The organism is Xenorhabdus griffiniae, assembly GCF_015163655.1.
Taxonomy (GTDB): Bacteria; Pseudomonadota; Gammaproteobacteria; order Enterobacterales; family Enterobacteriaceae; genus Xenorhabdus; species Xenorhabdus griffiniae.
The window spans coordinates 1-22,197 of sequence record NZ_JADEUF010000032.1; the positions used below are offsets into that span (position 1 = coordinate 1).

Below are 22,197 nucleotides of genomic sequence, written 5' to 3' on the forward strand. Positions count from 1 at the left end.
CCCCGCTAATATTATTTGAAATAGTTCTTAATCAACTCCTCAAATACCTCGCCAAAATCTACCAAAATATGGTTTTGATTTATTAGCACCGTTTTGTGGGGATCCCTCAGCGCGAAGCGGGGAGAAACAATATGCATCTTGAAGTTAGATTGGTATAAGATTGTTTTTTGAAAGATGAAATATATAAATCAAAATATTGCCCAGATTGAATACAAGCCACATTAGTGGTATCACTTCCCATAGTACTACTTATATACCAATCTCATTTCAAGATGCGTGTGATGTCTCTCCCGCTAAGCGGGGAGACATCAGGTTTCATATCGTGTTGTAAATTGCAACTTGAAGTTTAATGCGTATAGCGCTTAACAAATATCGAGACCAGGAAAAAGGGTTATGAATACTTTATCCATTGTAACCATTTTATTGATGCTATTTCCTTGTCTGGTCAATGCTGGTGAAGTAAATACAGCTTTAGCCAAGGAAAATGAAACAGCGACAGCACGTTTTTTCAGTAATCTGATTGAAACCAACGATCCAAATGTTGCAGAGCTAACAATGGCATTGAAAATGATGCCCAAAGGTGCAGATATCCATATTCACTATTCTGGTGCAATATATGCAGAAACCTATCTTGATTGGGTTGGTGATAAGGGCTATTGCATTTATGATCGGACCGATCCGAAACTTAAGATCGAAATTTTTCGAATAGAAACACGTCAGAAAAACCAACTCCCAGGCGAGAATCAGCAATTTTGTCTCGAAAAGAGTGCAGTCATGGCAAACAATACTTTCTACCGAGAATTATTGAAGGTATGGTCAGACAAAGATTTTCATAACCATTATCACGAGCAGAAGGCACCAGACCAGCAATTTTTTGATACTTTTAGTTATTTCAGCCCATTATCTCATCAAATTTTAATGGATGGGATGACGAAATTAAAAAATCGGGCCAAAAATGAAAATGTTCAGTATCTGGAAATAATGTTAAACAGGGCGCCTTCTTTTGAGTACCCAGAGCTGGCTAAAGCACTCGATGCGTTAGGCCCAGATGCTGATGAAAATACCGTTTTCGCAGCATTGGCGCCCTATGCGGATTTTATGGCTAAGGACCCACTTGTCAGGAAAGGCATATCTGATTATATCCAAACCGAAGAAGCGGCGGTTTCCGGGATCGACGATGATGAGTTTCGGATTCGGCTCCAATCTTATGTTGTTCGTAATGCGCCACGCGCGACTGTATTCTCAAGTCTGTATTCGGCATTTTCAGCGGCACATATGAGCAAAAAGATTGTCGGTGTGAATATTGTTGGGCCGGAAAATGGTTATATAGCAATTCGTGACTATAAGTTGCACATGCTGATGTTCCGGTATCTAAAAAGGCTTTTCCCCGATGTTCGTTTATCGCTACATGCTGGGGAATTAGTAAGTGGAATGGTTCCGCCAGAAGATTTGGCAAATCACATTCGATATGCTGTAGATATCGCAGGGGCAAATCGGATCGGCCACGGTGTTGATATTGCCAGGGAAGAGAAGGCGATTGCATTACTCCAGGAACTGAGAGAAAAGGCAATTCCTGTCGAAATTAACCTGACGAGTAATGACTTTATTCTTGGTGTTAGAAGGAATGAGCATCCGATAAAACTTTATCAACGTTATGGAGTACCTTTTGTGATATCAAGTGATGACCCAGGAGTTTCTCGTGGTGACCTGACTCATGAATTTGTCATTTTTGCCACAAACTACAAGCCATCTTATGCAGAGATCAAAAAAACCGTATTTAATAGCATCCAATATTCTTTTCTATCCCCAGAGGAAAAATCGGCGGAGTTGCAGGATCTGCGGTCCAGGTTTTTGATTTACGAATCAGAGATTGCGGGAATAGAAAAAGCGGTGAATGATCGAGATATAAACGCTGTGTTAAATAACCAGTTGAATTAAATAAAAAATAAGGGAATCGCGATAGAAAATAGGGATGATTGATTTCGAAAGTTTATGAGTTCGATGAGCGGAAAAAAACTTATATGACACGAATAAATCAAAATGAAAAATGGCGATAATCTCTATCGCCATTTTCAAAATCAATCTTGCAATCGAGCGGCTTTGGCGTTTTGTGCCAGCCAGTCAGCTACACGCTGTTTTTGTTCATCAGTGAGCCACATACCCAGTTTGGTTCGGCGCCAGATAGCATCATCTAGCTCGATTACCCATTCGTGTTTAACTAAGTAACGCAATTCAGCTTCATACAAATTATGGCCGAAACATTCGCCGAGGTCGGCCAACGTTTCGGCATCTTGCAGGATAAATTGGCTGTTGCTACCGTAAGTACGGGCATAACGCAGTGCCACACCTTCAGGCAGCCAGTTATGACGCTGGCGTAGCAGGCGCGTATAACCATCGCGATCACAGCCTTCCAGCTCACCGCCTGGTAACTTGCCATTTTTGGTCCATGCATTGCCCGCGTTAGGGTAGTACTGCGCCAGCTTATCCATAGCGTGTTCAGCCAGTTTGCGATAAGTTGTTAGCTTACCGCCAAATACGGACAGCAATGGCATTTGTCCTTGCTCATCTTGCACATCCAGCGTGTAATCACGGGTGATCGCTTGTGGTGAATCGGATTCATCATCACACAGGGGGCGAACGCCAGAGTAAGTCCAAACAATATCATCGCGACCAAGCTGTTTCTTAAAGTGGTCGTTATAGACTTTCAGCAAATAGTCGATCTCTTTATCGTCAATTTTGACTTCTTTTGGATCGCCTTTGTATTCAACATCCGTTGTGCCGATAATCGAAAATTCGTCATTCCATGGAATAACGAACACGATGCGGTGATCTTCATTTTGCAGAATATAAGCCTGCGGCTCATCGTGAACGCGAGGCACAACGATATGACTGCCTTTGATCAGACGAATGCCATAAGGTGATTTTAGTTGCAGCCCGTTATCAAAGAAATTTTTCACCCACGGGCCAGTTGCGTTAACCAAACCTTTCGCGCGCCATGTATTGGTTTCGCCAGTTTTGAGGTTTGTGGCTTCAACCAGCCAATAGCCATTTTCACGCCATGCACGAGTTACCTGGGTGCGGGTATGTACTTCACCACCGTGTTTTTGGACTTCTTGTGCGTTTAGAACCACCAGACGCGCATCGTCAACCCAACAGTCGGAATATTCAAAGCCACGAGTGATGGATGGCTTCAATACCGAGTTTGTGCCAAATTTCAGCCCCTTACTGCCTGGTAAGCTAACGCGTTTGCCCAAGTTATCGTACAGGAACAGGCCAATGCGGATCATCCACGCTGGACGCAGGTGTGGTTGATGTGGCAGGCGAAAGCGCATCGGGAATGCAATATGGGGAGCCAGTTTTAAAAGCACTTCACGCTCTGCCAGTGCTTCACTGACCAAACGAAACTCATAATGTTCCAGATAGCGTAACCCACCGTGGATCAGTTTGGAGCTGGCAGATGAAGTTGCACTGGCCAAATCTTGACCTTCCAACAGTAGGACTGAAAGCCCCCGGCCAGCAGCATCTGCCGCAATACCAGCGCCGTTAATTCCGCCGCCTATTACAATCAAGTCTTTGGTTTCCATTGCATCCCCTCTGAAATGTTCGAAACAGTTCTTTAATGTTCGTTTTCGCTCAAGGATTGTAATTAAAAATTCATCAATCGCCAACTATTAACTCAGAAAAAACATATTCACGTGACACAGGTAACAAAACCTTATCTTATACATAAGATTAATAAGGATTTTGTGGGATACAAATTGAGGAAGGGAATATTAGTGGGAGCTAACCCCACCCGAATATCGGGTGGGGGCATTATTATGGCACTTTTGGCTAAAAAGTGATTAGCACAATTCTAACTTAACGCTGTGCTGTTCGATAATTTTCTGGATGCCTGGAGGGGGAGCTTTATCCGTGAACAAAAAGTCAATCAGGTTCATGTTACCGAGATTAACCATGGCATTGCGGCCGAATTTTGAATGATCGGCAACCAACATGACGCAGCGGGAGTTTTCGATAATGGCACGTTTGGTGCGAACTTCGTGGTAATCGAATTCCAGCAGTGAACCATCACTATCGATGCCGCTGATCCCAAGAATGCCGAAATCAAGGCGGAACTGGGAAATAAAATCTAGCGTTGCTTCGCCAATGATGCCGCCATCGCGGGAGCGTACTTCACCACCCGCCAAAATCAGGCGGAAATCTTCTTTGCTCATAAACAGAGTTGCGACATTGAGATTGTTGGTGACAATCCGTAAATCGCGATGGTTGAGCAGAGCATGTGCTACAGCCTCTGGAGTTGTTCCAATATCGATGAACAGGGTTGCGCCGTTTGGAATTTGGGTGGCAACGTGCTGTGCAATTCGAGCTTTTTCATCCGACCACATGATCTTGCGGTCATGGTAGGCCGTGTTGACCGAGCTGGATGGTAATGCGGCACCACCATGATGACGTTGGATCTTATTTTTATCTGCGAGATCATTTAAATCACGTCGAATGGTTTGCGGGCTAACATCAAAATGTGCAACCAGCTCTTCAGTGCTGACATAACCTTGAATGCGCACAAGCTCAATTATTGCATCATGTCGCTGAGTTTGCTTCACAAAATTCCCCTAATATATGCATAGATGGATTATCGTTGACCAAAATTATCTCCCTTCTATTTCAAGCCGATGCTGAAACTTGAAATCTATTGGGGCCTATTTGGCATCTTTTGGTTTTTTTGTTTACGCAAATTATCCCATAATCCCATTAATAACCCGATGATTAATCCTGCAACATGGGCGGCATTGGCGATGTGTAACGAAAATAGATCGAAATAGCCCACCAACAACCAAATAACAGAGATAGCGATTAACCCTCTGGGAGCACTAATCCCTCGTTTTGGGGAGATTTCACCGGTCAGCCAAACGTACCCAATCAGTGCGTAGACGACACCGGATAATCCCCCGAAATGAGATCCACTGAATAATGATTGCGCCCAGCTACTGAAAATGGCTGACACTATCGTGATTTCAAACAGCTTACCGCTCCCAATCTTTTGCTCTACCTGGCTGCCGAAATACCACCATAAGGCAAGATTAAAGAGCAAGTGTGTCAGAGAGAAATGCAATAGCGTTGGGCTTATCCAGCGCCATAACTCCAGATACTGATCACTGTTAGCTGGCCATGCTAATCCGTTCATAACATCCGGTATGCCTGCCATTGCCATCCAGAGGTAAACGAGGATACAAAGCAGAGTTATCGCAATAGTCAGGGGGCCAGACTGGTTTTTGAGCGTACTCAAATTCAGGTTGTTATGATATTTAAAGAAGCTGTCAGATTTGCCTGTTTGCCAACTGGCAGCTTGATAGCGTTCATTGAGTGGATCGCGAGCAAAGTGGCGAAGTTCCTCTTCAACCCGACTGAGTTGGCTATCATCCTCTAACCAGAGTTCAACTACTGACGGCTCATTGGTGGACTGCATGGTCAAATGAATGCCCTGCGTCGCCATATAATCAATAAAGGCCTGAGCCAGCCGAGGGTTAGATATTGAGGTTATATGGATCATTGCTCGTCTTATCTCTGCCTTAAGTTGAAGTTAATTGCATTATAATCAGCGTGTTAAAGGTTTATTGAGTATGGACAGCGTGAGGATAGTCTCTTTGCCAGACTTCAAAACCGCCATTGACACTATAAACGGTCTCAAAACCCATATTGATCAGGTACTGTGCTGCTCCTTGGCTGCTATGGCCGTGGTAACACATCACCATGACCGGTTGGTCAAAATCCGCTTCTTGTAGAAAGCTATTGAGTGTTTCATTTGTTAGGTGAAATGCACCGGTCGCGTGTCCGGCCTGGAAGCTTTGTGGATCGCGGATATCAACCATGACTGCGGTTTTATCGAGCCAATGTTGGTAAGCCTGTTCAGGAGTTATCGTTTGAAAATGGTCCATAAATACTCAACGTAGTTTCTAAAATTTTCATTTTTATATACCAATCTAACTTCAAGATGCGTGTGATTTCTCCCCGCGAAGCGGGGAGAAATCACGTTTCATATCGTGTTGTAAATTGCAACTTGAAGTTTAATGCGTATATATTCATTTCTTAATAGTCGTCAGGTCATACCTGACTGCCTTCCCAATATAACGATTGGGAAGGCGTAGATATAGAGATAGAAAATGTTAGAAACAGAAAAATGGTTAAAAATTGTCAAAATAAGAATGAAAAATCAGTAATATGAATGTTCACCGCGCTGATGCTCAGTCAGATCTTTTACACCTTTTAATTCAGGGAATGTCTGTAATAACTGTTTTTCGATCCCCTCTTTCAGAGTGACATCGACCATTGAACAGCCGTTACATCCACCGCCGAATTGCAGAATAGCATAACCTTCATCGGTGATTTCCATCAGGCTGACACGGCCACCATGTCCTGCAAGCTGTGGATTGATCTGCGATTGCAGGACATATTCAACACGATCAATCAGTGGGGCATCGTCCGCCACTTTACGCATTTTAGCGTTCGGGGCTTTCAGGGTCAGTTGGGAACCCAATTGATCGGTCACAAAATCAATGACGGCTTCTTCCAGAAAAGGTGCACTAATTTCATCAACATAAGCTGAGAGTTGATCGAACTTCAATTCGGTGTCAGTAGCTTCAACAGCATCCGGTGGGCAATAGGAAACACCGCATTCAGCGGTCGGCGTTCCTGGATTAATAACAAAGACGCGGATCTGTGTACCCGGTTCTTGGTTTGCCAGTAGCTTGGCAAAATGCGCTTGCGCTGCTTCAGTAATATTAATCATGTCATTTGCTCAATAGTTGACTGTTCTAGTTGGTTATAATACGCCCATTTATAAAGGAACTACAAGGTTCGGCATATTGCCCAAGCCTGTACAGAACGAGCACCAGCACGAATCATCAACTGTGAAGCTTCACGCAGTGTCGTGCCCGTGGTGATCACATCGTCGAAAATCGCGACATGTTGATCGGTAAAATCGCCCTGTAATTGGAAGGCTTGCTTAAGATTGGTTCTCCTTTGGGCGGCAGATAAGCCCCGCTGCGTGAGTGTAGCACGTGAGCGGCGTAAAAAATCCGGTTGATATGGACATTGCAGCCAACGTGATAGGGAACGGGTAATGAGTTCAATGTGATCGAAGCCACGTTGCCAGCGTTTTCTGTGATGCAGAGGAATGCCCAATATGCGATCTGGCTTATGCCAGCGGCCTTCACGATAGCCCTGCAACCAATGCAGCAGGAACAAACGCGCCAGCACGGAGGCGAGTTGTGGGGTATTGTTATATTTATAGCGTTGAATAAGCTGACTTAAAGGTGGGGTGTAATCCGTAATGGCTATCAAATATTGCCATGCAGGGGGACTCTTTACGCATCGTCCACAGGGAAAGTTGCCGGATTCAGCAGGCAGTGCACAGCGTGGACAGACAGGTTGCAACCGCCTTAAGTGACGGTGGCAGAGATAACAAATCCCATGATGGGCAAAATACAAATTTTGCTGGCATAGCCAACAGTATCCAACCATTGTTAGCATAGTTTCCTTCCTTGGTGACAAATAAAGTGAGAATAACAATGAATCAGTTGTTTTGGCAGACAATTGGCGATGCACCACGTGATCTTGTGATGCTGCACGGATGGGGTTTAAACGCTGAAGTTTGGCGCTCAGTGGAAACGCGATTGGCTTCGCATTTTCGTTTGCATCTGGTGGATTTGCCGGGTTATGGGCGTAGCCAAGCGTATTCGGCTATGTCATTGGCGGACATGGCAGAGATTGTCTGGCAGCAAGCGCCAGTAAATGCCTTGTGGCTAGGTTGGTCTTTAGGAGGGTTGGTGGCTAGCCGGATTGCTTTGGATCACCCGGCACACGTTGCGGGTTTGATCACGGTAGCTTCTTCGCCAAGATTTAGTGCTGATGGCGACTGGCCGGGGATTAAGCCGGAGGTCTTGAGGGCATTTGAGCATCAATTAAGTGCTGATTTTCAAAAGACGGTCGAACGTTTTCTGGCTTTGCAGACTTTGGGGACGGACAGTGCACGTCAGGATGCTCGTGTACTGAAATCAGTGATACTGAACCAGCCGATGCCGACAGTTGAGGTACTTAATGCCGGTTTGGAAATCCTGCGCACTGATGATCTAAGGGAGGAATTGTCCCAACTTCAATTACCTTTCCTGCGTCTATATGGTTATCTTGATGGTTTAGTACCGCGTAAAATTGCTTCACAGCTTGACAAGGCATGGCCACATACGCACTCCGTTATTATGCGCAACGCTGCTCATGCGCCTTTTATTTCCCATCCTGAGGAGTTTGTTGAGGCAGTAAAGAATTTTGTGGCAGGGTAGTCAATTGATGTTTCTTTATTGATAATTACCCATAGCATTAATTGTTATGGGTAATCGATAACTTATCTTGAGGAATAAATTTCAGTTACAATTTCAGGTGTATTGACCATGGTGTCGCGAATAGGGCAGTTTCTCTCGATAAAATCAATAAAATCTCGTATTTCTTGTTCGGTATTATCTGCTTTAATATAGAATTTTGATGTAATTTTGGAAAAACCAATTTTGGTGTTTTTATTTATACCTTTGACGCCATCAAGATCTAATTCACCCTCTAGTTCTATTTTGATATCGATCAGATTTATTTTATGGGCACTGGCAAAGCTTTTTGCCACCATCCCCTGACAAGCACCGAAAGCGGAAAGCAATGCTTCTACAGGCGTCATTGCTTCATTTTTTCCTCCCAAACTTTCCGGTTCATCTAAATGAAATAAAAAGTTTCGTGAGGAACATTTCATTTTCAGAGGACCTACAGACTCCACAGTTGCAGTAAATAACTCTTTAGACATATTATTATCCTTAGGTTATTAATAATGATATACACATTAAACTTCAAGTTGCAATTTACAACACGATATGAAGCGAGGAGACATCACGTGCATCTTGAAGTTAGATTGGTATAGAAATGCAACCCAGATAATAAGGGACTATCTTTTAGTTTTCAATTTTAACGGAAGTAATAAAATTTAGTTCTAGGGAATAATATTAATTATATTAAAACAGTGAGTGAATTTGTACTGAGAAAGCATTTTCCAAGAGTAAATAATAAATATTTTTTACGCTAATTTCTCATGTAAACTTTACTTTGTATGCGCATCTTGAAATTAAATTGGTATATTGCTGTTGGTTGACGACATACCCGCTAACCGATTAATCTAGAGTGCATTGCAAGTTAAGGTAGACTATATTCACTCACTGCTTTGTTGATAAGGATTGAGGCTATGCTATCAAATATTCAAGCTGCCCCTAAGTTTATCCGGCAATATAAACATGCTACTAGTGAATTAAACTTTATTTACAATGTATCAACTGAATGGCACCAACATCCCTGTATTCAACTCAGTCTATCTTTACATAGTCATGAATTGCTCACCTTATCAATACAGGATAAGATTCATTCCTCTCATGGTTTTCTTATTCGTTCAAATGTGATGCATAAGCTAGATTCATCCAATACTTGTAGCATTACATTGCTCATTGAACCGATCGATGAGCACTACCATTTATTTAGCCATCTCACGGAGGATCTGGCAGTTATTTCGCTGGGGTATGATGACATTGTGGCTGTAACGGATTATCTCATTAAGTCGTTTCTTTGTGGCGAAAAACCTGACACATTTACTATTTACTTGTTACTTAGCCCATATCTGCCATGCCATTGTCAGTTTGATAAACGTATTTTAAAAGCGGTTACGTTTATCGAATCGCTATCCGTAAAGCGGATTTCATCCCGCCAGGTCGCTGATAAAATTTACCTTTCTGAAAGCCGTTTTTTACATCTTTTTCGCGATCAAGTGGGAATTAATTTCCGCGCTTACTTGCTATGGTTACGTTTAAGTGATGCTATTGAAGAAATTTATATGACCGATTCTTTAACATTGGTTGCTAATAACTGCGGTTTTTCTGATACAGCTCATTTTAGTCGGACATGCAAAATGGCATATGGAATACGCCCTTCTGACCTTAAACATATAATCCAACAAAATCTACAGTTCGACTGTAACACTGCGCAATGCCGCTATAACATCAATAAACAAGCAATACATAATATTGCTGAGAGACAAAACCATCATGAAAAAGAAGCCAATCCCCGAATCATTTAGGTGATAAATTCGATCTGGACAACCAAAGAATCAAAATGAGTGCCAGAAAAATAAAACCAAAGAGCCAGAAAATTTCGTTAGCTGCCAGAATTAAACTCTGGTTAGTAATTTTCTTCGCGAGAAAAATAGTTGCCTGTAGGTCAGACAATCCCAGCAGCCTGATATCTTGATAAGCTAAATCAACAAGGACGTTATTTTGTGTGATGTTTTCAGTGAGCTGAGAATGGTGAACAGCCTCACGGCGCGACCACAATGTATTGGTTAACGATGTACCTATCGATATCGCCAGGGTTCGAAAGAAGTTAAACAAGCTGCCTGCCGAAGCGATCTTTTCCTGAGGGATATCAGATAAAATAATCATGTTGAGTGGCATAATAAAACAGGCAATCGCTATTCCCTGTACAAACTGTGGCCATGCTGCGCTGGAAAAATCCATCCCAGACTCAAAAGTATGCGCCCGCCAAAAAAAGCAGAAAGAGAAGACAATAAAGCTAAGGGTGACTAAATAGCGCATATCAATTTTGGCACCAAAGCGGCCAATAACCGGGGCCAGAAAAATGGGAAGGATGCCCAGAGGCGCTAATGCAAACCCTGCCCAAGTAGCGGTGTAACCAAAAACTGTCTGTAGTAACTGGGGTTGTAAGACTAAGACACCAATGTGCAATAGAAATGCCAAACTGATACAAATCGTGCCTACCGTAAAGTTACGAGATTTAAACAGGGATAAATCAACAATCGGGTTATCATCAGTCAGTTCCCAAATGACAAACAGGATGATACCTATCGTGGCAATGATAGCCAGTGCGATGATCTCATTGGAATTAAACCAATCTAGCTCCTTCCCTCTGTCTAACATCAGTTGTAAGCAGCCAACACCGACAACGAGTAGAACCAAGCCCACTGTATCAACCGGAATAATTTCAGTTTTGGTTTCGCGCTTATTTAACAGTAAATAAGTAATAAAAATAGCGACCAAACCAATGGGAACGTTGATTAAGAAAATCCATCCCCAGTGGACGTTATCACTAATCCATCCACCGAGGATAGGCCCACAAACTGGGGCTATAATGACGGTCATAGACCAAATGGCCAAAGCCATACTGTGTTGAGACTTAGGAAAATTTGCCAGCAACAAACTTTGTGATAAGGGGATGATAGGGCCTGAAACCGCGCCTTGTATAATTCGGGTAATAATGAGCATTTCAAGGCTATTGGAGATGCCACATAACCAAGAAGAAATAATGAAAAGCACGGTCGAAATGACAAACAGTCGCACTTCCCCCACGCGTTTTGCCAACCAACCCGTCAAAGGGATAGAGATCGCATTAGCAACACCAAATGACGTGATAACCCAAGTGCCTTGTGACACAGATGATCCAAGATCACCGGCAATGGTTGACAATGCTACGTTAGCAATCGTCAAATCCAAAATTTGCAGAAAAGCGATAATCGCCAGGGACAGGATTAACCACCAGCGCTGGCTGACTGATAAAAGTTCCATAGCTGTGTGATCCTTAATTTTCATGACTGGTATTGCTTTTTATGATTTGTTCAATAATTTCATCTATTTCTTTATTATCGAATGAGAGCACATCAGTCTGATAAATAATCCGTTGCGGAGTTTTGTTAGCCAGAGTTGTACCTTCTGTTTTTCTCGTATCAACAGTTGCATGCATTGATAAACCGATTCGTAATGGGTTAAGGGCAATTTGCTCCCGATCTAATTCAATACGTACAGGGAGGCGCTGTACCACTTTAATCCAGTTACCTGTCGCGTTCTGAGCGGGGAGGATAGAGAAAGCGCTGCCAGTTCCCATATCCATACCCGTAATCCGTCCCTGATAAGCCACACTATCACCATAAAAATCACTGATTAATTTGACGGGTTGCCCCAGACGCATATTAGTAAACTGTACTTCCTTAAAATTCGCTTCAACCCATAATTGGTCAGAAGGGACAATTATCATCAAGGGCGTAGATTGATTGATTTGGGCGCCGACCTGAACACTACGACGTGATACATACCCACTGACTGGCGCGTAAATTTTAGTACGTTGCAGGGACAACCAAGTTTCACGTAAATTGGATACCGCCTTTTCTATATTGGGCAGCTTCTCTAGCGGTGTTCCCATAATCAAAGCCTGATTAATCTTATACTGCTGTATAGCGACTTTTAAATCTGCTTTGGCAATATCAACAGCCTTACGAGCGTGATCCAGCTCTTCAACAGCAATGACATTGACCTTTCCTAATTTTTCCCGCCTTGCCAGATCACTTTTTAACTTGTCTAAAGTCAGCTGTTTTAATTCCACATTAGCCTGAAGCTTGGGGTTACTCAGGATAGTTTCTTGTGTTTCACGCACGGCTTGGGCTAACGCATGTTTACTCTTCCCGAAAGCATTTTCAGCATCAGCACTATCCAACGTTAACAGAAGGTCGCCTTGTTGAACGAAATCGGTGTTATCAACATAAATATTTTTTACGCTGCCATGGGTTTGTGACATAACTTGAATTTGATTACCGACAACATAAGCATTATCTGTTGATTGGTAGAAACGCAATACCATGTACCAATAAAGTAGGTAAGCTGCACCGGAGAACAAAAAAAATAATACAACAACAGAAAGTATTATTTTTCGCTTTTTATTATTTTTTGCTCCTTGTAGTGGCTCAGGCATAGTTTCAACTTTATTATTTCCCATGTTCGACTCCGATTAATTAAATTAATAAGCATATTCAAAATTTATACTGATATGCTACCGCCAGGCATCCCTATTTTTCATATGACTTGCATAGAATGAATTCCATACTTAGGTGTTATGCCCGCTAATACCTTGAAGGTACACGGTATCTTCATTTTATAACTTAATAACATGATTGGATTGAATAATCTGGCTGATGTGGAAGTGATGGAATGTTAAGTGAAATTTATGCAATAATGGCAAGGCAGGTAAGGAATGTATGTGAGTGATTTACAAAGTAAATAAAAATAGCCAGTTTATTCAAGCAAAATAAAAACACGATAGTTAAATTTGCTTTGGCAAAAAGTGCTTACACGAATTGCTTATATATCAATCCAACTTCAAGTTGCAGCTTGCAATCAATGTGATTGTTTATCTCTCCCCGCGTAGCGGGAAGAGATAAGAAGCATCTGGAAAGGCGATTGGTATACATATGATCTGCACAACTGCCGGAAAGCAATTAAAAAAATATATAATAACTATTAGGATAGATTACATGTTCAAATCGACTGAGCTGTATGAAAAAATAAAAGAAGTCAATGGTGACGCTATAAAATGGTTAATTACAAGTAGTAACTTTTTTTATAGTCTCTCAACTGAAGAACAACAAGAATTAAAAACCCATGTTATTAGAGATGCCTTTAAATACCATTTTGAAAATAATGCTTACTACCGTGAACAATGTGAAAAGAAAGGGGTAAAACCCAGTGATATTCAAAATTACACAGATTTAGTCAATATCCCAGTTATTCCTGTATCCACATTCAAATCTGCAAATAGCCATCGTCTTTTGAGTAAACCTCTTTCCAGCATTGAGCATGAAATGCGTTCGACAGGTACTAGTGGGATCCCGAGTGTTGCCCGTCGATGTGATGAAACAATGGACTATACTACCATAGGTCTTTATAACTCATTTCGTGACATGCTTAAACTCTCCAGTGGCGCGGGACTTTGTTTATGTCCTTCCACAGAGGAAATTCCTGAAATGGGAATGATCAAAGCATTTAATTGGTTGGCTGGGTTGCTGGATACAAATTGCTTTATGGTTAAGGAAGAGCGTTTTGTCCCAGAAGAAGCTGTCAGTCAATTAAACGAGTGGCAAGGAAAATTTACCCGCCATCTGATAGGGCCTCCATTCCTTATTCATCGCTTTATCAGTTTCTTAAAAGCGACAAATACTAAGTTGGAACTGGATAGCGGAAGTATGATCATTACACTTGGTGGTTGGAAGCGTTTCACTGGTGCCATGATCTCCCGTACCGAGTTTAATCAGGAGCTGGAAACTTGGTTAGGTATTCCAGCTAATCAGGTTCGTGATATGTACGGACTGGTCGAAGCCAACTTTTTGGCGATAGAGGATGAGTTTAACCAAAAACATATACCGCCTTATATTCATTTCTCTGTTCGTGATCCGGAAAATTTATCCCGAGAAGTGGCTGATGGTGAAACCGGTCAGCTTGTTATTTTTGATCCCATAGCACGCTCAACACCGGGCATGTTGTTGACTGAAGACATGATTTACCTGCGCACTGATCGTGATCCATCAGGGCGTAACTCGCAACGTATGCAATATGTTATGCGGGCGCCTTCTGCAACGGAATTCGGCTGCTGTGCTGTTAATCTGGAAAGTAAAATGTCTGCTGATGAACAAAGGGATGTATGCCCTGTTACTCAGTGAGGTCTAATCATGTTTAATGAAATTATCACTGATAACTTCTGTAATCCTGATTTTCAGGGCAGCCTGACAAATCCTGATATTCAGTTGAAGTTGGGTAACCCTGTGTGTGGGGATACAGTGAATATTGATTTGTCCTTGAGTGAAGAAGGGCGCATCAGTGCGGCCCGTTTTCAAGCTTGGGGATGTACGACTTCTTTAGCCATGTCTAACCAGTTTTGTCGCCAAGTTCAGGGAAGAACTCTGGCAGAGATCGCCCAATTAAGCACACAAGAGATCGACAGCATGTTGGGTAAGCTGCAACCTTCACAGCAGCATTGTCTGGAAATGTTGCACGCTCTTTTTCAGCAGGTAAGGGAGCATATATGACAATGTTGTACTTTGATTTCAATGCGACAACGCCACTGAGTCATAAGACAAAGACGGCAATTCAGGGCGTGTTGGATCAATTTGCCAATCCTTCCGGCAGATATCGTTTAAGCCAAAATCTGGTGACGTTGATTCATCAGGCAAAAGAGTCAATCGCTCAATTAGTGGGAGGTTCGCCAGAAAGGATCATTTTTACTTCTGGGGGGACAGAGAGCAATAATCTGGCTTTGCACAGTGTATTCAGCCAGCTTCCGGTTGGTCAATTGTCACGTTATCACGCCATCTGCTCCGCAATTGAACACTCTTCAATTCTGGAACCTCTGCGTTGGTACCAAGCGCAAGGCTTAAAGCTTACTGTCATTGAGCCGAGTAAAACAGGAAGAGTTGATCTGGACACCTTATGTCGTGCTATCACACCTCAAACGTGTTTCATCGCATTGATGGTAATCAACAATGAAACTGGCGTTATTCAACCTTACGATCAGCTTGCTTCCTGGCTGAAAGGAAAAGGTATCCATCTTCATCTCGATGCCATACAAGCGGTAGGAAAATGGCCGATAAGCCGTTTTGATGATATTCCACTAACTATTTCCTTTTCCGGGCATAAATTTTATGCCCCTAAAGGGGTGGGTGGGTTGTATTACAGCCAGCAAGTGAAAATCAATCCCTTACTACATGGAGGTGGGCAGGAACACGGCTTACGTAGTGGTACAGAAAACACATTAGGAATAGCCGGATTAGCGGCTGCCGCAAAAGAAGCTTATGAAGAATTGGTTCAACGCATTGATTACTGCCGTGAAATGAGAACGTACCTGCTTACTCAATTAGATAAGTTGGGTGTGAATTATCACGTAAATGGTGAGACCAATCCTGAATATCAGGCTCCATGGACATTAAATGTCAGTTTCCCTGGTATTAGGGCGGAAGCGTTAGCAAGCCGATTGGATTTATGCCACGGTATTTCTGTTTCTCTGGGGTCTGCTTGTAGCAATAACGCTCATTCACCTCAGCGTTCACATGTTTTACTTGCGATGCAATCTCCTCATGACTATATCGATAGTGCATTGCGGATCAGCTTTGGACATGTTACCGAGCGGCATGAAGTGAGTGTCTTGGCTAATGCCTTACAACAGGAAACACGGCATTTATTGGCCATTGCAGGAGAACAAAAAAGATGATGTTGGAGCATGCTCAAACACTATTATGCTGTTTTAAACATTATGCTTCACAGCAGCCAAATCAAATTGTATATCGCTTTTTACCTTCAGGAGATTCAGAGACGGTTACCCTGACTTGGCAAGAATTGGAACAACGTTCCCATCAACTTGCTTGTGCCCTCGTTGCTGGAGGACAACAAGGGAAAACGGTTATTCTGATGTACCCTGCTGGTCTGGAGTTTATTGTCGGATTATTAGCCTGTTTTAAAGCGGGGGCTATTGCTGTTCCATCCAATGTCGTTCGGGGAAGTCGCCATCTACAAAGGTTAACTCAGATCTTGAATGACTCAGAAGCGAAAGTGATTTTGACCACCTCAGAGTTAAGCAGGGTTTTATCAAATGAATTTCCTGATCTGGGGATCATGTATTACTCGGAAAATCAGCCGGTAGATGAAAGCACGGAACTTCCCTCAATCAGTCCGGGACAATTGGCTTTCCTACAATATACCTCTGGTTCCACCGATATTCCTAAAGGAGTGATGGTCACTCACGATAACTTAATCCATAACTTGCGGGCAATGAATAATACTTTTGGCTTGCATGAAGGGTTAGTCATTGGAGGCTGGATACCTCAGTTTCATGATATGGGGTTGGTAGGACATATTTTAATGACCATGGCACTCGGTGGACAATATAACTTCATGTCACCCTTGTCATTTATCCAGCGGCCATTACGTTGGTTACAGTTGATGCATGATTATAAAGCAGAATTCTGTTGTGCCCCTAATTTTGCTTACGACCTATGTGCTGACCAAGATTGCTCTGGACTTAATCTGGATCTGTCCCGCTGGCGTTGGGTGGGGAATGGTGCCGAGCCAGTCAGAAATGAAACGTTGATGCGTTTTTATCAGGCTGTTAAGGAATATGGATTTATTTATCAAAGCCAAATCCCCTGTTACGGTATGGCTGAAGCAACACTGGTAATCAGTTCATCCACAAGTGAGGATCTGCCACTGAGTTTCACGCTGTGCAGCGACAGTCTGGAAAAAGGGAAATTGGCCTTAAAACCTGGTGGGATTGCCATGCAAGCTTGTGGTCAAGTTGCACCTGATCACCGAGTCGTGATTGTTAACCCCGACACAAAAGTATTGTGTGAGCCTGATGAAATCGGTGAGATCTGGGTGCAGGGACCAAGTATTGCCATAGGATATTGGAATAATCCGCAACAGACTCAAGAGAACTTCATGGCCTATACGACCACTGGAGAAGGACCTTTTCTCCGTACTGGTGATCTTGGTTGTCTGTACCAACACCACTTGTTGATCACCGGCCGTTTGAAGGATTTGATTATTATCCGAGGGCGGAATATCTATCCACAGGACATTGAGTACACGGCTACTATGCAATCCACAGCCTTTCGTCCAGGAAAAGCAATTGCATTTGAACTTGGCCAGCGGGTTGTTGTCGCCATCGAGCTGCAAAAAAATGTGGAACAAGAACACAATTTCAGAGAATTGAGACGAAATGTAATTCAGGCACTCAATGCAGCGTTCGATATCGATATCGATATCGCTGACTTAGTGTTTATTCAAGCTAATAAATTGCCTACAACTAGCAGTGGAAAAGTACAACGAAAACTCTGCCGTTCGCTTTACTTGCAAGGCAAATTACAGTTAGCCAATGTGTTGTCTACCACCGAAACTCAAGGAGCATTAATATGACCGAGCTGGAATTAAAAGGCTGGCTGATTGAATATTTGACACCTTATTTCCAACGCCATGATATTCCTATCGGTGAACACGTTTCTTTCGATAGCCTTGGCTTGGATTCTGCAAGCAGGGTAACACTGATTAGTCAGTTAGAAAAAACATTACAGCGAAAATTGGATCCTATTCTTGGCTATGAATACCCCACTATCCACGCTCTGGCTGAACATATATTGCAATTGGAGCCGACGCCATGAAAATCGATTGCTTAATCGTTGGTGCAGGGCAAGCGGGGCTAACACTGGCTGTTACCCTTAACAAAAAAAATTAACACATTGATTCTGGAGCGAGACCAGCGTATTGGTGATGTTTGGCGTCGGCGCCCTGACAATATGTTGTTATTTACTTCCCGTATGATGAGCCAGCTGCCTGATTTTCCTTTGGCAGGTTCTCCTGATGGCTATCCGGGTAAGGATGAGATAGCGGATTATCTGGAACGTTACGCGCATCATCATAATCTACATGTATTGACGGGCATGCAGGTGATCAGTGTAAAACATCAAGATGGGGTGTTTACTCTGACCACGCAAAAAGGGGAGCAGTTTTCTGCTCCTTGTTTAGTTAATGCCACTGGTGCTAACCAAGTACCAATTATCCCTGAGATGGCGAGCGATTTATCTCCTTCTGTCCAGCAACTGACGGCTGATCGTTATCAGAACCCCGAGCAATTTCAGGCGGGGTCACGGATTGCTGTCATAGGTGATGGCGCCAGTGGCCGACAGATAGCACAAGAACTTTCTTCCACGATGAAGGTGACATTATTCTGTGGTTCCCCTCGCCCGCTTGTACCCAATCGGGTTATGGGTAAGGATTTGTTCTGGCTGCATAAGTCAAGGATATTGTATGCAAATACATCGAGCCTGGTCGGTAAAATAGTACAACGACGTAATCCACTTCCATGTGGTGAGCTTAATAACCAGCGTTTGTCTGCGCTTAATGTACAGATAGCGCCAAAATTAGTAAGGGCTGAAAACGAAACATTGTATGACCAACAAGGTAAAAAATATCGCATTGATGGATTGATTTGGTGTGTAGGGTATAAGGAAGTCACGGATTGGTTAACCTTGCCTGGCGTTAGCAATTCGCAAGGTTTTATCTGCGAAAGTGGTCATATTAATGGAGGAAAAACAGCTTATCCGGGGTTATTTATTGTAGGCAGAAAATGGCTCAGTAGCCGTAGTTCTGAATTATTACTTGGCGCAGCCAGAGATGCACAACGGGTCGCACAGTGGGTAGAACAAAAGCTGAAGTCTTAAACGCTTATTAGAAGGGACTTTTCTACAAGGTAATTATAGCGATAAGGCAGGGAGTTCCTTATTTTTTTACGGTAAGCTGATAGGCTTTAGTATCACATTTTTGTGTTTCCGGGCACTGCTTGCAGCCCCCGCTGAGGCAGGAGGAAGCATCCACTTCCTCCAGTTTACCCATTATGACAAGCTGCTTGAGCATGGCTTCCACCATTGGCAGCGGTGCTGAAAACTGATGGCTCAATGACCTGGCATCGGTACGCCCGTTGAGGGCAACAGCATCTCTGATTTTCAGCAGGTTAATCATTTATGGTTCCTCAATGGTTCCGACTAGTGACAGCTATTGTTTGAGCATTCGCAACGACGGTCTGTGGCGTTGTTGAATGTCACAGTGACTCGGCTGCGCGCGCGGCGTAAACCAATAACTATCAGAATGTTAAATAGGATCACGGCCAGAATGGTGATCAGGCTACTTTGTGGATGAGCTGAAAACGTTGTGATTTGATAAAACAGTGCTGACAGCGAATAAGCGACGTTTAATCCCCACAAAATCGAGAATATCATCCAGCCACGGCTGGTTTCACGGGCGATGGCGCCCATCACGGAAACACAAGGTACATACAGCAACACGAAAATCAGGTAACTGTAGGCGGAAATGGCAGAGCCGAATTTAGCGCTCATGGTGCCCATTGAGCTGCGATCCATGTTGCCATCACCTTTGCTGGCTTCAATTGGGTTAGAAAGTGCGCTCAAAGTGAAGGTTTCTTTCAGGCTATCCCACGTTTCTGCGACCGAATCTTTTAGTTGATCCAATAAATTAAATTCATCGGGATTAAAAGGCTCTTGAGCAAGGTTTTCTGCGGTATAGAGAGTATTTAGGGTTCCTACAACCACTTCTTTTGCCATCGCGCCAGTGATAAGCCCAACGGTGGCTTGCCAGTTATCGGAATGCACACCGATAGGTTGCAACACAGGTGTAAGCACTTTACTGACGGAGGCCAGCGCCGACTGGTTGATATTATCCACGGTCTTGCCGGAGAAGGAGAAACTGTTCAGGGCGCCAATCAACATGCTTGCTGCGACAATCACTTTACCTGCGCGTATGACAAAACCTTTCAGCCTTTGCCATGTCTGGAGCAGCAGGGTTTTGGCATGGGGAACGTGATAAACCGGCAGCTCCATAACAAATGGCGATGCTTCACCGCGCATCAGCGTGAATTTCAGCAGCAGCCCTGTCAGGATGGCAATGACAATCCCCAGGATATACAGGGAGAAAACGATGCTTGCTCCCTCTTTGCCGAAGAAGGCGGCAGCGAAGACGGCAAAGATCGCTAATCTTGCCCCGCAAGACATAAACGGTGCCATCATGATGGTAATCAAGCGCTCACGTGGGGCATCCAGTGTCCTTGAACCCATCACGGCAGGTACGTTACAACCAAAGCCCACAATCAAGGGGACAAAGGATTTACCCGGCAACCCCAGGGCTTGCATCAACCTGTCCATGACAAACGCCGCCCGCGCCATATAGCCGGAATCTTCCAGAAAAGAGAGGAACAGGTACATCATGCCAATTTGGGGTACCAGCGGCAGGACTGTATTGATACCCCCACCCACTCCTTGAGCAAGGAACACCGTTAACCAATTCGGGAAATGGAGAGTATGGCCAAGCCATTGCATTCCATCAATAAAAATGGCGGAGGAAGCGCCGTCAAAGATAGGCTGTAAGGCCCCTCCTATATTGATAGCCAGCACAAACATCAGATACATGACAAACAGGAAGATAGGCAGGCCCAACCAGCGGTTTAGGATAACGGTATCTAACGCTTGAGTTAGTTTGTTGGGTGTAGCTGTGCGGGTATCAATGACTGCCAGACAAATTTCACTGATGGTTTGGTAGCGTGCGCCTGCGATGATAAGGTCAGGTTCTTCAATTTGTTGTTTTTGCAAACGCTCTTTGCTTTCAGCCAATTGTGTGTGAGTCAGGTCGGATACCCCACGGCTGTAAATATCCCCTTCAAGGGCTTGCAAAGTCAGCCAGCGGCGCTGTTGTGGGGTAAATTTTTCTGCGATCTGGCGGGAAAGATGGGAAATCTCCTGCAATAACGCATCAGGGTAATTAACCTGTACAGGGTTGGTATGCTGTGGGTAATTGTCGATGGTTTTTTTTAGCGTATCTATCCCTGTGGCACGGGTTGAAACCAGTGGGATGACCGGACAGCCAAGGCGTTTTTCCAGTGCAGGAATATCAATATTGATGCGTTGATTTTGAGCGATATCCAGCATGTTCAATGCAATGATGCAGGGAACACCCAATTCAATTAATTGCAGTGAGAGATAAAGGTTACGTTCCAGATTAGACGCATCAACAACATTGATCAGCATATCTGCTTCACCACTAAGGATATAGTGGCAGGCGATTTGCTCATCAATGGAAGTTTGTTCGGAAATGGTGGTGAGCGAATAAGTACCGGGAAGGTCGACAAGTTCGATCTGATGGTTATCGGTGGTAAAGTGGCCGGTTTTGCGTTCTACGGTAACACCAGCCCAGTTTCCCACGCGTTGGTGAGAGCCAGTAAGCTGGTTAAAAAGCGTTGTTTTGCCGGCGTTGGGATTACCAATCAGGCCAATAGTTAATTGTTTCATCATACTTTCTGCCAATCAGGAAAGTGAATTTCGTACCCGAGTTATATTTTCAGTACCAAATTGACTTAGGGCCTTGCTAATTCAGATCTTCATGCAACATGAGAAATGCCAAGTCTTGTTTACGAAGGGTAAGGTTAACTCTGCGTGTTTCAATTTGTATTGGGTCGCCCAATGGAGCGAAGCGAATGACCTGAAATGTTGAGCCAGGTAACATGCCGAGTGACAATAATTTTTGTCGGTAAGCTGGGGTAATCTTTGGAGAAAATCCCAGAATTTTATATCTACGTTCTGGAATAAGAACCATATAAATCTCCACTCTAACTGAAAAAATAAGTGATTATAAGAATTATTATCCTCGATAATGGAAGAACCACAAGAAAAAAGTAGGGTAATTTCTCCGAATTATAGTTGTTAATGATAATAATAAGCAACTGCGATTCCGGTTA

General features: G+C 43.4%; 21 protein-coding genes. 9 read left to right on the forward strand and 12 right to left on the reverse strand.

The features are described from left to right. The first annotated feature begins 393 nt into the window (after positions 1 to 393). Positions 394 to 1,938 (forward strand): adenosine deaminase family protein, encoded by a 1,545-nt coding sequence (locus tag IQ211_RS07315; RefSeq protein WP_189759724.1) that lies wholly within the window; start codon positions 394 to 396, stop codon positions 1,936 to 1,938. 140 nt (positions 1,939 to 2,078) lie between these two features. On the opposite strand, the gene glpD is transcribed toward IQ211_RS07315, so the two are convergent. From glpD to gntX, 6 genes are all read right to left on the reverse strand, one after another. Beyond that, entirely contained in the window at positions 2,079 to 3,584 is a 1,506-nt protein-coding gene (gene glpD / locus IQ211_RS07320; RefSeq protein WP_189759723.1) for a glycerol-3-phosphate dehydrogenase, read from the reverse strand. A gap of 258 nt (positions 3,585 to 3,842) precedes the next feature. Next, entirely contained in the window at positions 3,843 to 4,601 is a 759-nt protein-coding gene (locus tag IQ211_RS07325; RefSeq protein WP_189759722.1) for a DeoR/GlpR family transcriptional regulator, read from the reverse strand. 86 nt (positions 4,602 to 4,687) lie between these two features. Beyond that, the gene (gene glpG, locus IQ211_RS07330) at positions 4,688 to 5,548 is read right to left on the reverse strand and encodes a rhomboid family intramembrane serine protease GlpG (protein ID WP_189759721.1); all 861 of its coding nucleotides are present in this window, start codon (positions 5,546 to 5,548) and stop codon (positions 4,688 to 4,690) included. 61 nt (positions 5,549 to 5,609) lie between these two features. After that, entirely contained in the window at positions 5,610 to 5,933 is a 324-nt protein-coding gene (glpE, locus tag IQ211_RS07335) for a thiosulfate sulfurtransferase GlpE (protein ID WP_189759720.1), read from the reverse strand. A 275-nt stretch (positions 5,934 to 6,208) separates the two neighbouring features. Continuing rightward, positions 6,209 to 6,784, reverse strand: a complete 576-nt coding sequence (nfuA, locus tag IQ211_RS07340) for a Fe-S biogenesis protein NfuA (RefSeq protein WP_189759719.1) — start codon at positions 6,782 to 6,784, stop codon at positions 6,209 to 6,211. A 59-nt stretch (positions 6,785 to 6,843) separates the two neighbouring features. Then, a complete protein-coding gene (gntX, locus tag IQ211_RS07345) occupies positions 6,844 to 7,527 on the reverse strand; it encodes a DNA utilization protein GntX (RefSeq protein WP_189759718.1) in 684 nt (227 codons plus the stop codon). A 38-nt stretch (positions 7,528 to 7,565) separates the two neighbouring features. Here gntX and bioH point away from each other — a divergent pair, with 38 nt between their 5' ends. Next, positions 7,566 to 8,333 (forward strand): pimeloyl-ACP methyl ester esterase BioH, encoded by a 768-nt coding sequence (gene bioH, locus IQ211_RS07350; RefSeq protein ID WP_189759717.1) that lies wholly within the window; start codon positions 7,566 to 7,568, stop codon positions 8,331 to 8,333. A 62-nt stretch (positions 8,334 to 8,395) separates the two neighbouring features. Here bioH and IQ211_RS07355 read toward each other — a convergent pair whose 3' ends face one another. After that, positions 8,396 to 8,839: an OsmC family protein gene (locus IQ211_RS07355; protein ID WP_189759716.1), complete on the reverse strand. Its 444-nt coding sequence runs from the start codon at positions 8,837 to 8,839 to the stop codon at positions 8,396 to 8,398. 432 nt (positions 8,840 to 9,271) lie between these two features. On the opposite strand from IQ211_RS07355, the gene IQ211_RS07360 reads away from it, so the two are divergent. After that, positions 9,272 to 10,153 (forward strand): helix-turn-helix transcriptional regulator, encoded by an 882-nt coding sequence (locus IQ211_RS07360; protein WP_189759715.1) that lies wholly within the window; start codon positions 9,272 to 9,274, stop codon positions 10,151 to 10,153. Here the strand turns inward: IQ211_RS07360 and IQ211_RS07365 are convergent. Beyond that, a complete protein-coding gene (locus IQ211_RS07365) occupies positions 10,146 to 11,654 on the reverse strand; it encodes a DHA2 family efflux MFS transporter permease subunit (RefSeq protein WP_189759714.1) in 1,509 nt (502 codons plus the stop codon). The two genes, IQ211_RS07360 and IQ211_RS07365, sit on opposite strands and share 8 nt — an antisense overlap. Positions 11,655 to 11,667: 13 nt before the next feature. Then, positions 11,668 to 12,855, reverse strand: a complete 1,188-nt coding sequence (gene emrA, locus IQ211_RS07370; protein WP_223281705.1) for a multidrug efflux MFS transporter periplasmic adaptor subunit EmrA — start codon at positions 12,853 to 12,855, stop codon at positions 11,668 to 11,670. Between the two features lie 535 nt (positions 12,856 to 13,390). On the opposite strand from emrA, the gene IQ211_RS07375 reads away from it, so the two are divergent. The 6 genes from IQ211_RS07375 (at position 13,391) to IQ211_RS07400 (ending at position 19,117) form a co-directional block, all read left to right on the forward strand. Continuing rightward, positions 13,391 to 14,572: a LuxE/PaaK family acyltransferase gene (locus IQ211_RS07375; protein ID WP_189759713.1), complete on the forward strand. Its 1,182-nt coding sequence runs from the start codon at positions 13,391 to 13,393 to the stop codon at positions 14,570 to 14,572. 9 nt (positions 14,573 to 14,581) lie between these two features. Then, positions 14,582 to 14,938 carry an iron-sulfur cluster assembly scaffold protein gene (locus tag IQ211_RS07380; RefSeq protein WP_189759712.1) on the forward strand — a complete coding sequence of 119 codons (357 nt, stop codon included), beginning with the start codon at positions 14,582 to 14,584 and terminating at the stop codon, positions 14,936 to 14,938. Continuing rightward, entirely contained in the window at positions 14,935 to 16,116 is a 1,182-nt protein-coding gene (locus IQ211_RS07385; protein WP_189759711.1) for a cysteine desulfurase family protein, read from the forward strand. Before IQ211_RS07380 ends, IQ211_RS07385 begins: the two co-directional genes overlap by 4 nt. Beyond that, positions 16,113 to 17,816, forward strand: a complete 1,704-nt coding sequence (locus IQ211_RS07390) for a fatty acyl-AMP ligase (RefSeq protein WP_189759710.1) — start codon at positions 16,113 to 16,115, stop codon at positions 17,814 to 17,816. Before IQ211_RS07385 ends, IQ211_RS07390 begins: the two co-directional genes overlap by 4 nt. Then, complete coding sequence (locus IQ211_RS07395; protein ID WP_189759709.1) at positions 17,813 to 18,058, forward strand: acyl carrier protein; 246 nt, start codon at positions 17,813 to 17,815, stop codon at positions 18,056 to 18,058. The genes IQ211_RS07390 and IQ211_RS07395 overlap by 4 nt, the downstream gene beginning before the upstream one ends. 78 nt (positions 18,059 to 18,136) lie before the next feature. Then, positions 18,137 to 19,117 carry a flavin-containing monooxygenase gene (locus IQ211_RS07400; RefSeq protein WP_223281704.1) on the forward strand — a complete coding sequence of 327 codons (981 nt, stop codon included), beginning with the start codon at positions 18,137 to 18,139 and terminating at the stop codon, positions 19,115 to 19,117. 58 nt (positions 19,118 to 19,175) lie between these two features. Here the strand turns inward: IQ211_RS07400 and IQ211_RS07405 are convergent, their stop codons facing one another. From IQ211_RS07405 to feoA, 3 genes are all read right to left on the reverse strand, one after another. After that, the gene (locus IQ211_RS07405; RefSeq protein WP_189759708.1) at positions 19,176 to 19,415 is read right to left on the reverse strand and encodes a FeoC-like transcriptional regulator; all 240 of its coding nucleotides are present in this window, start codon (positions 19,413 to 19,415) and stop codon (positions 19,176 to 19,178) included. A 23-nt stretch (positions 19,416 to 19,438) separates the two neighbouring features. After that, complete coding sequence (feoB, locus tag IQ211_RS07410; protein ID WP_189759726.1) at positions 19,439 to 21,751, reverse strand: Fe(2+) transporter permease subunit FeoB; 2,313 nt, start codon at positions 21,749 to 21,751, stop codon at positions 19,439 to 19,441. A 76-nt stretch (positions 21,752 to 21,827) separates the two neighbouring features. Beyond that, positions 21,828 to 22,055: a ferrous iron transporter A gene (feoA, locus tag IQ211_RS07415; protein ID WP_047766405.1), complete on the reverse strand. Its 228-nt coding sequence runs from the start codon at positions 22,053 to 22,055 to the stop codon at positions 21,828 to 21,830. Positions 22,056 to 22,197 lie beyond the last annotated feature (142 nt).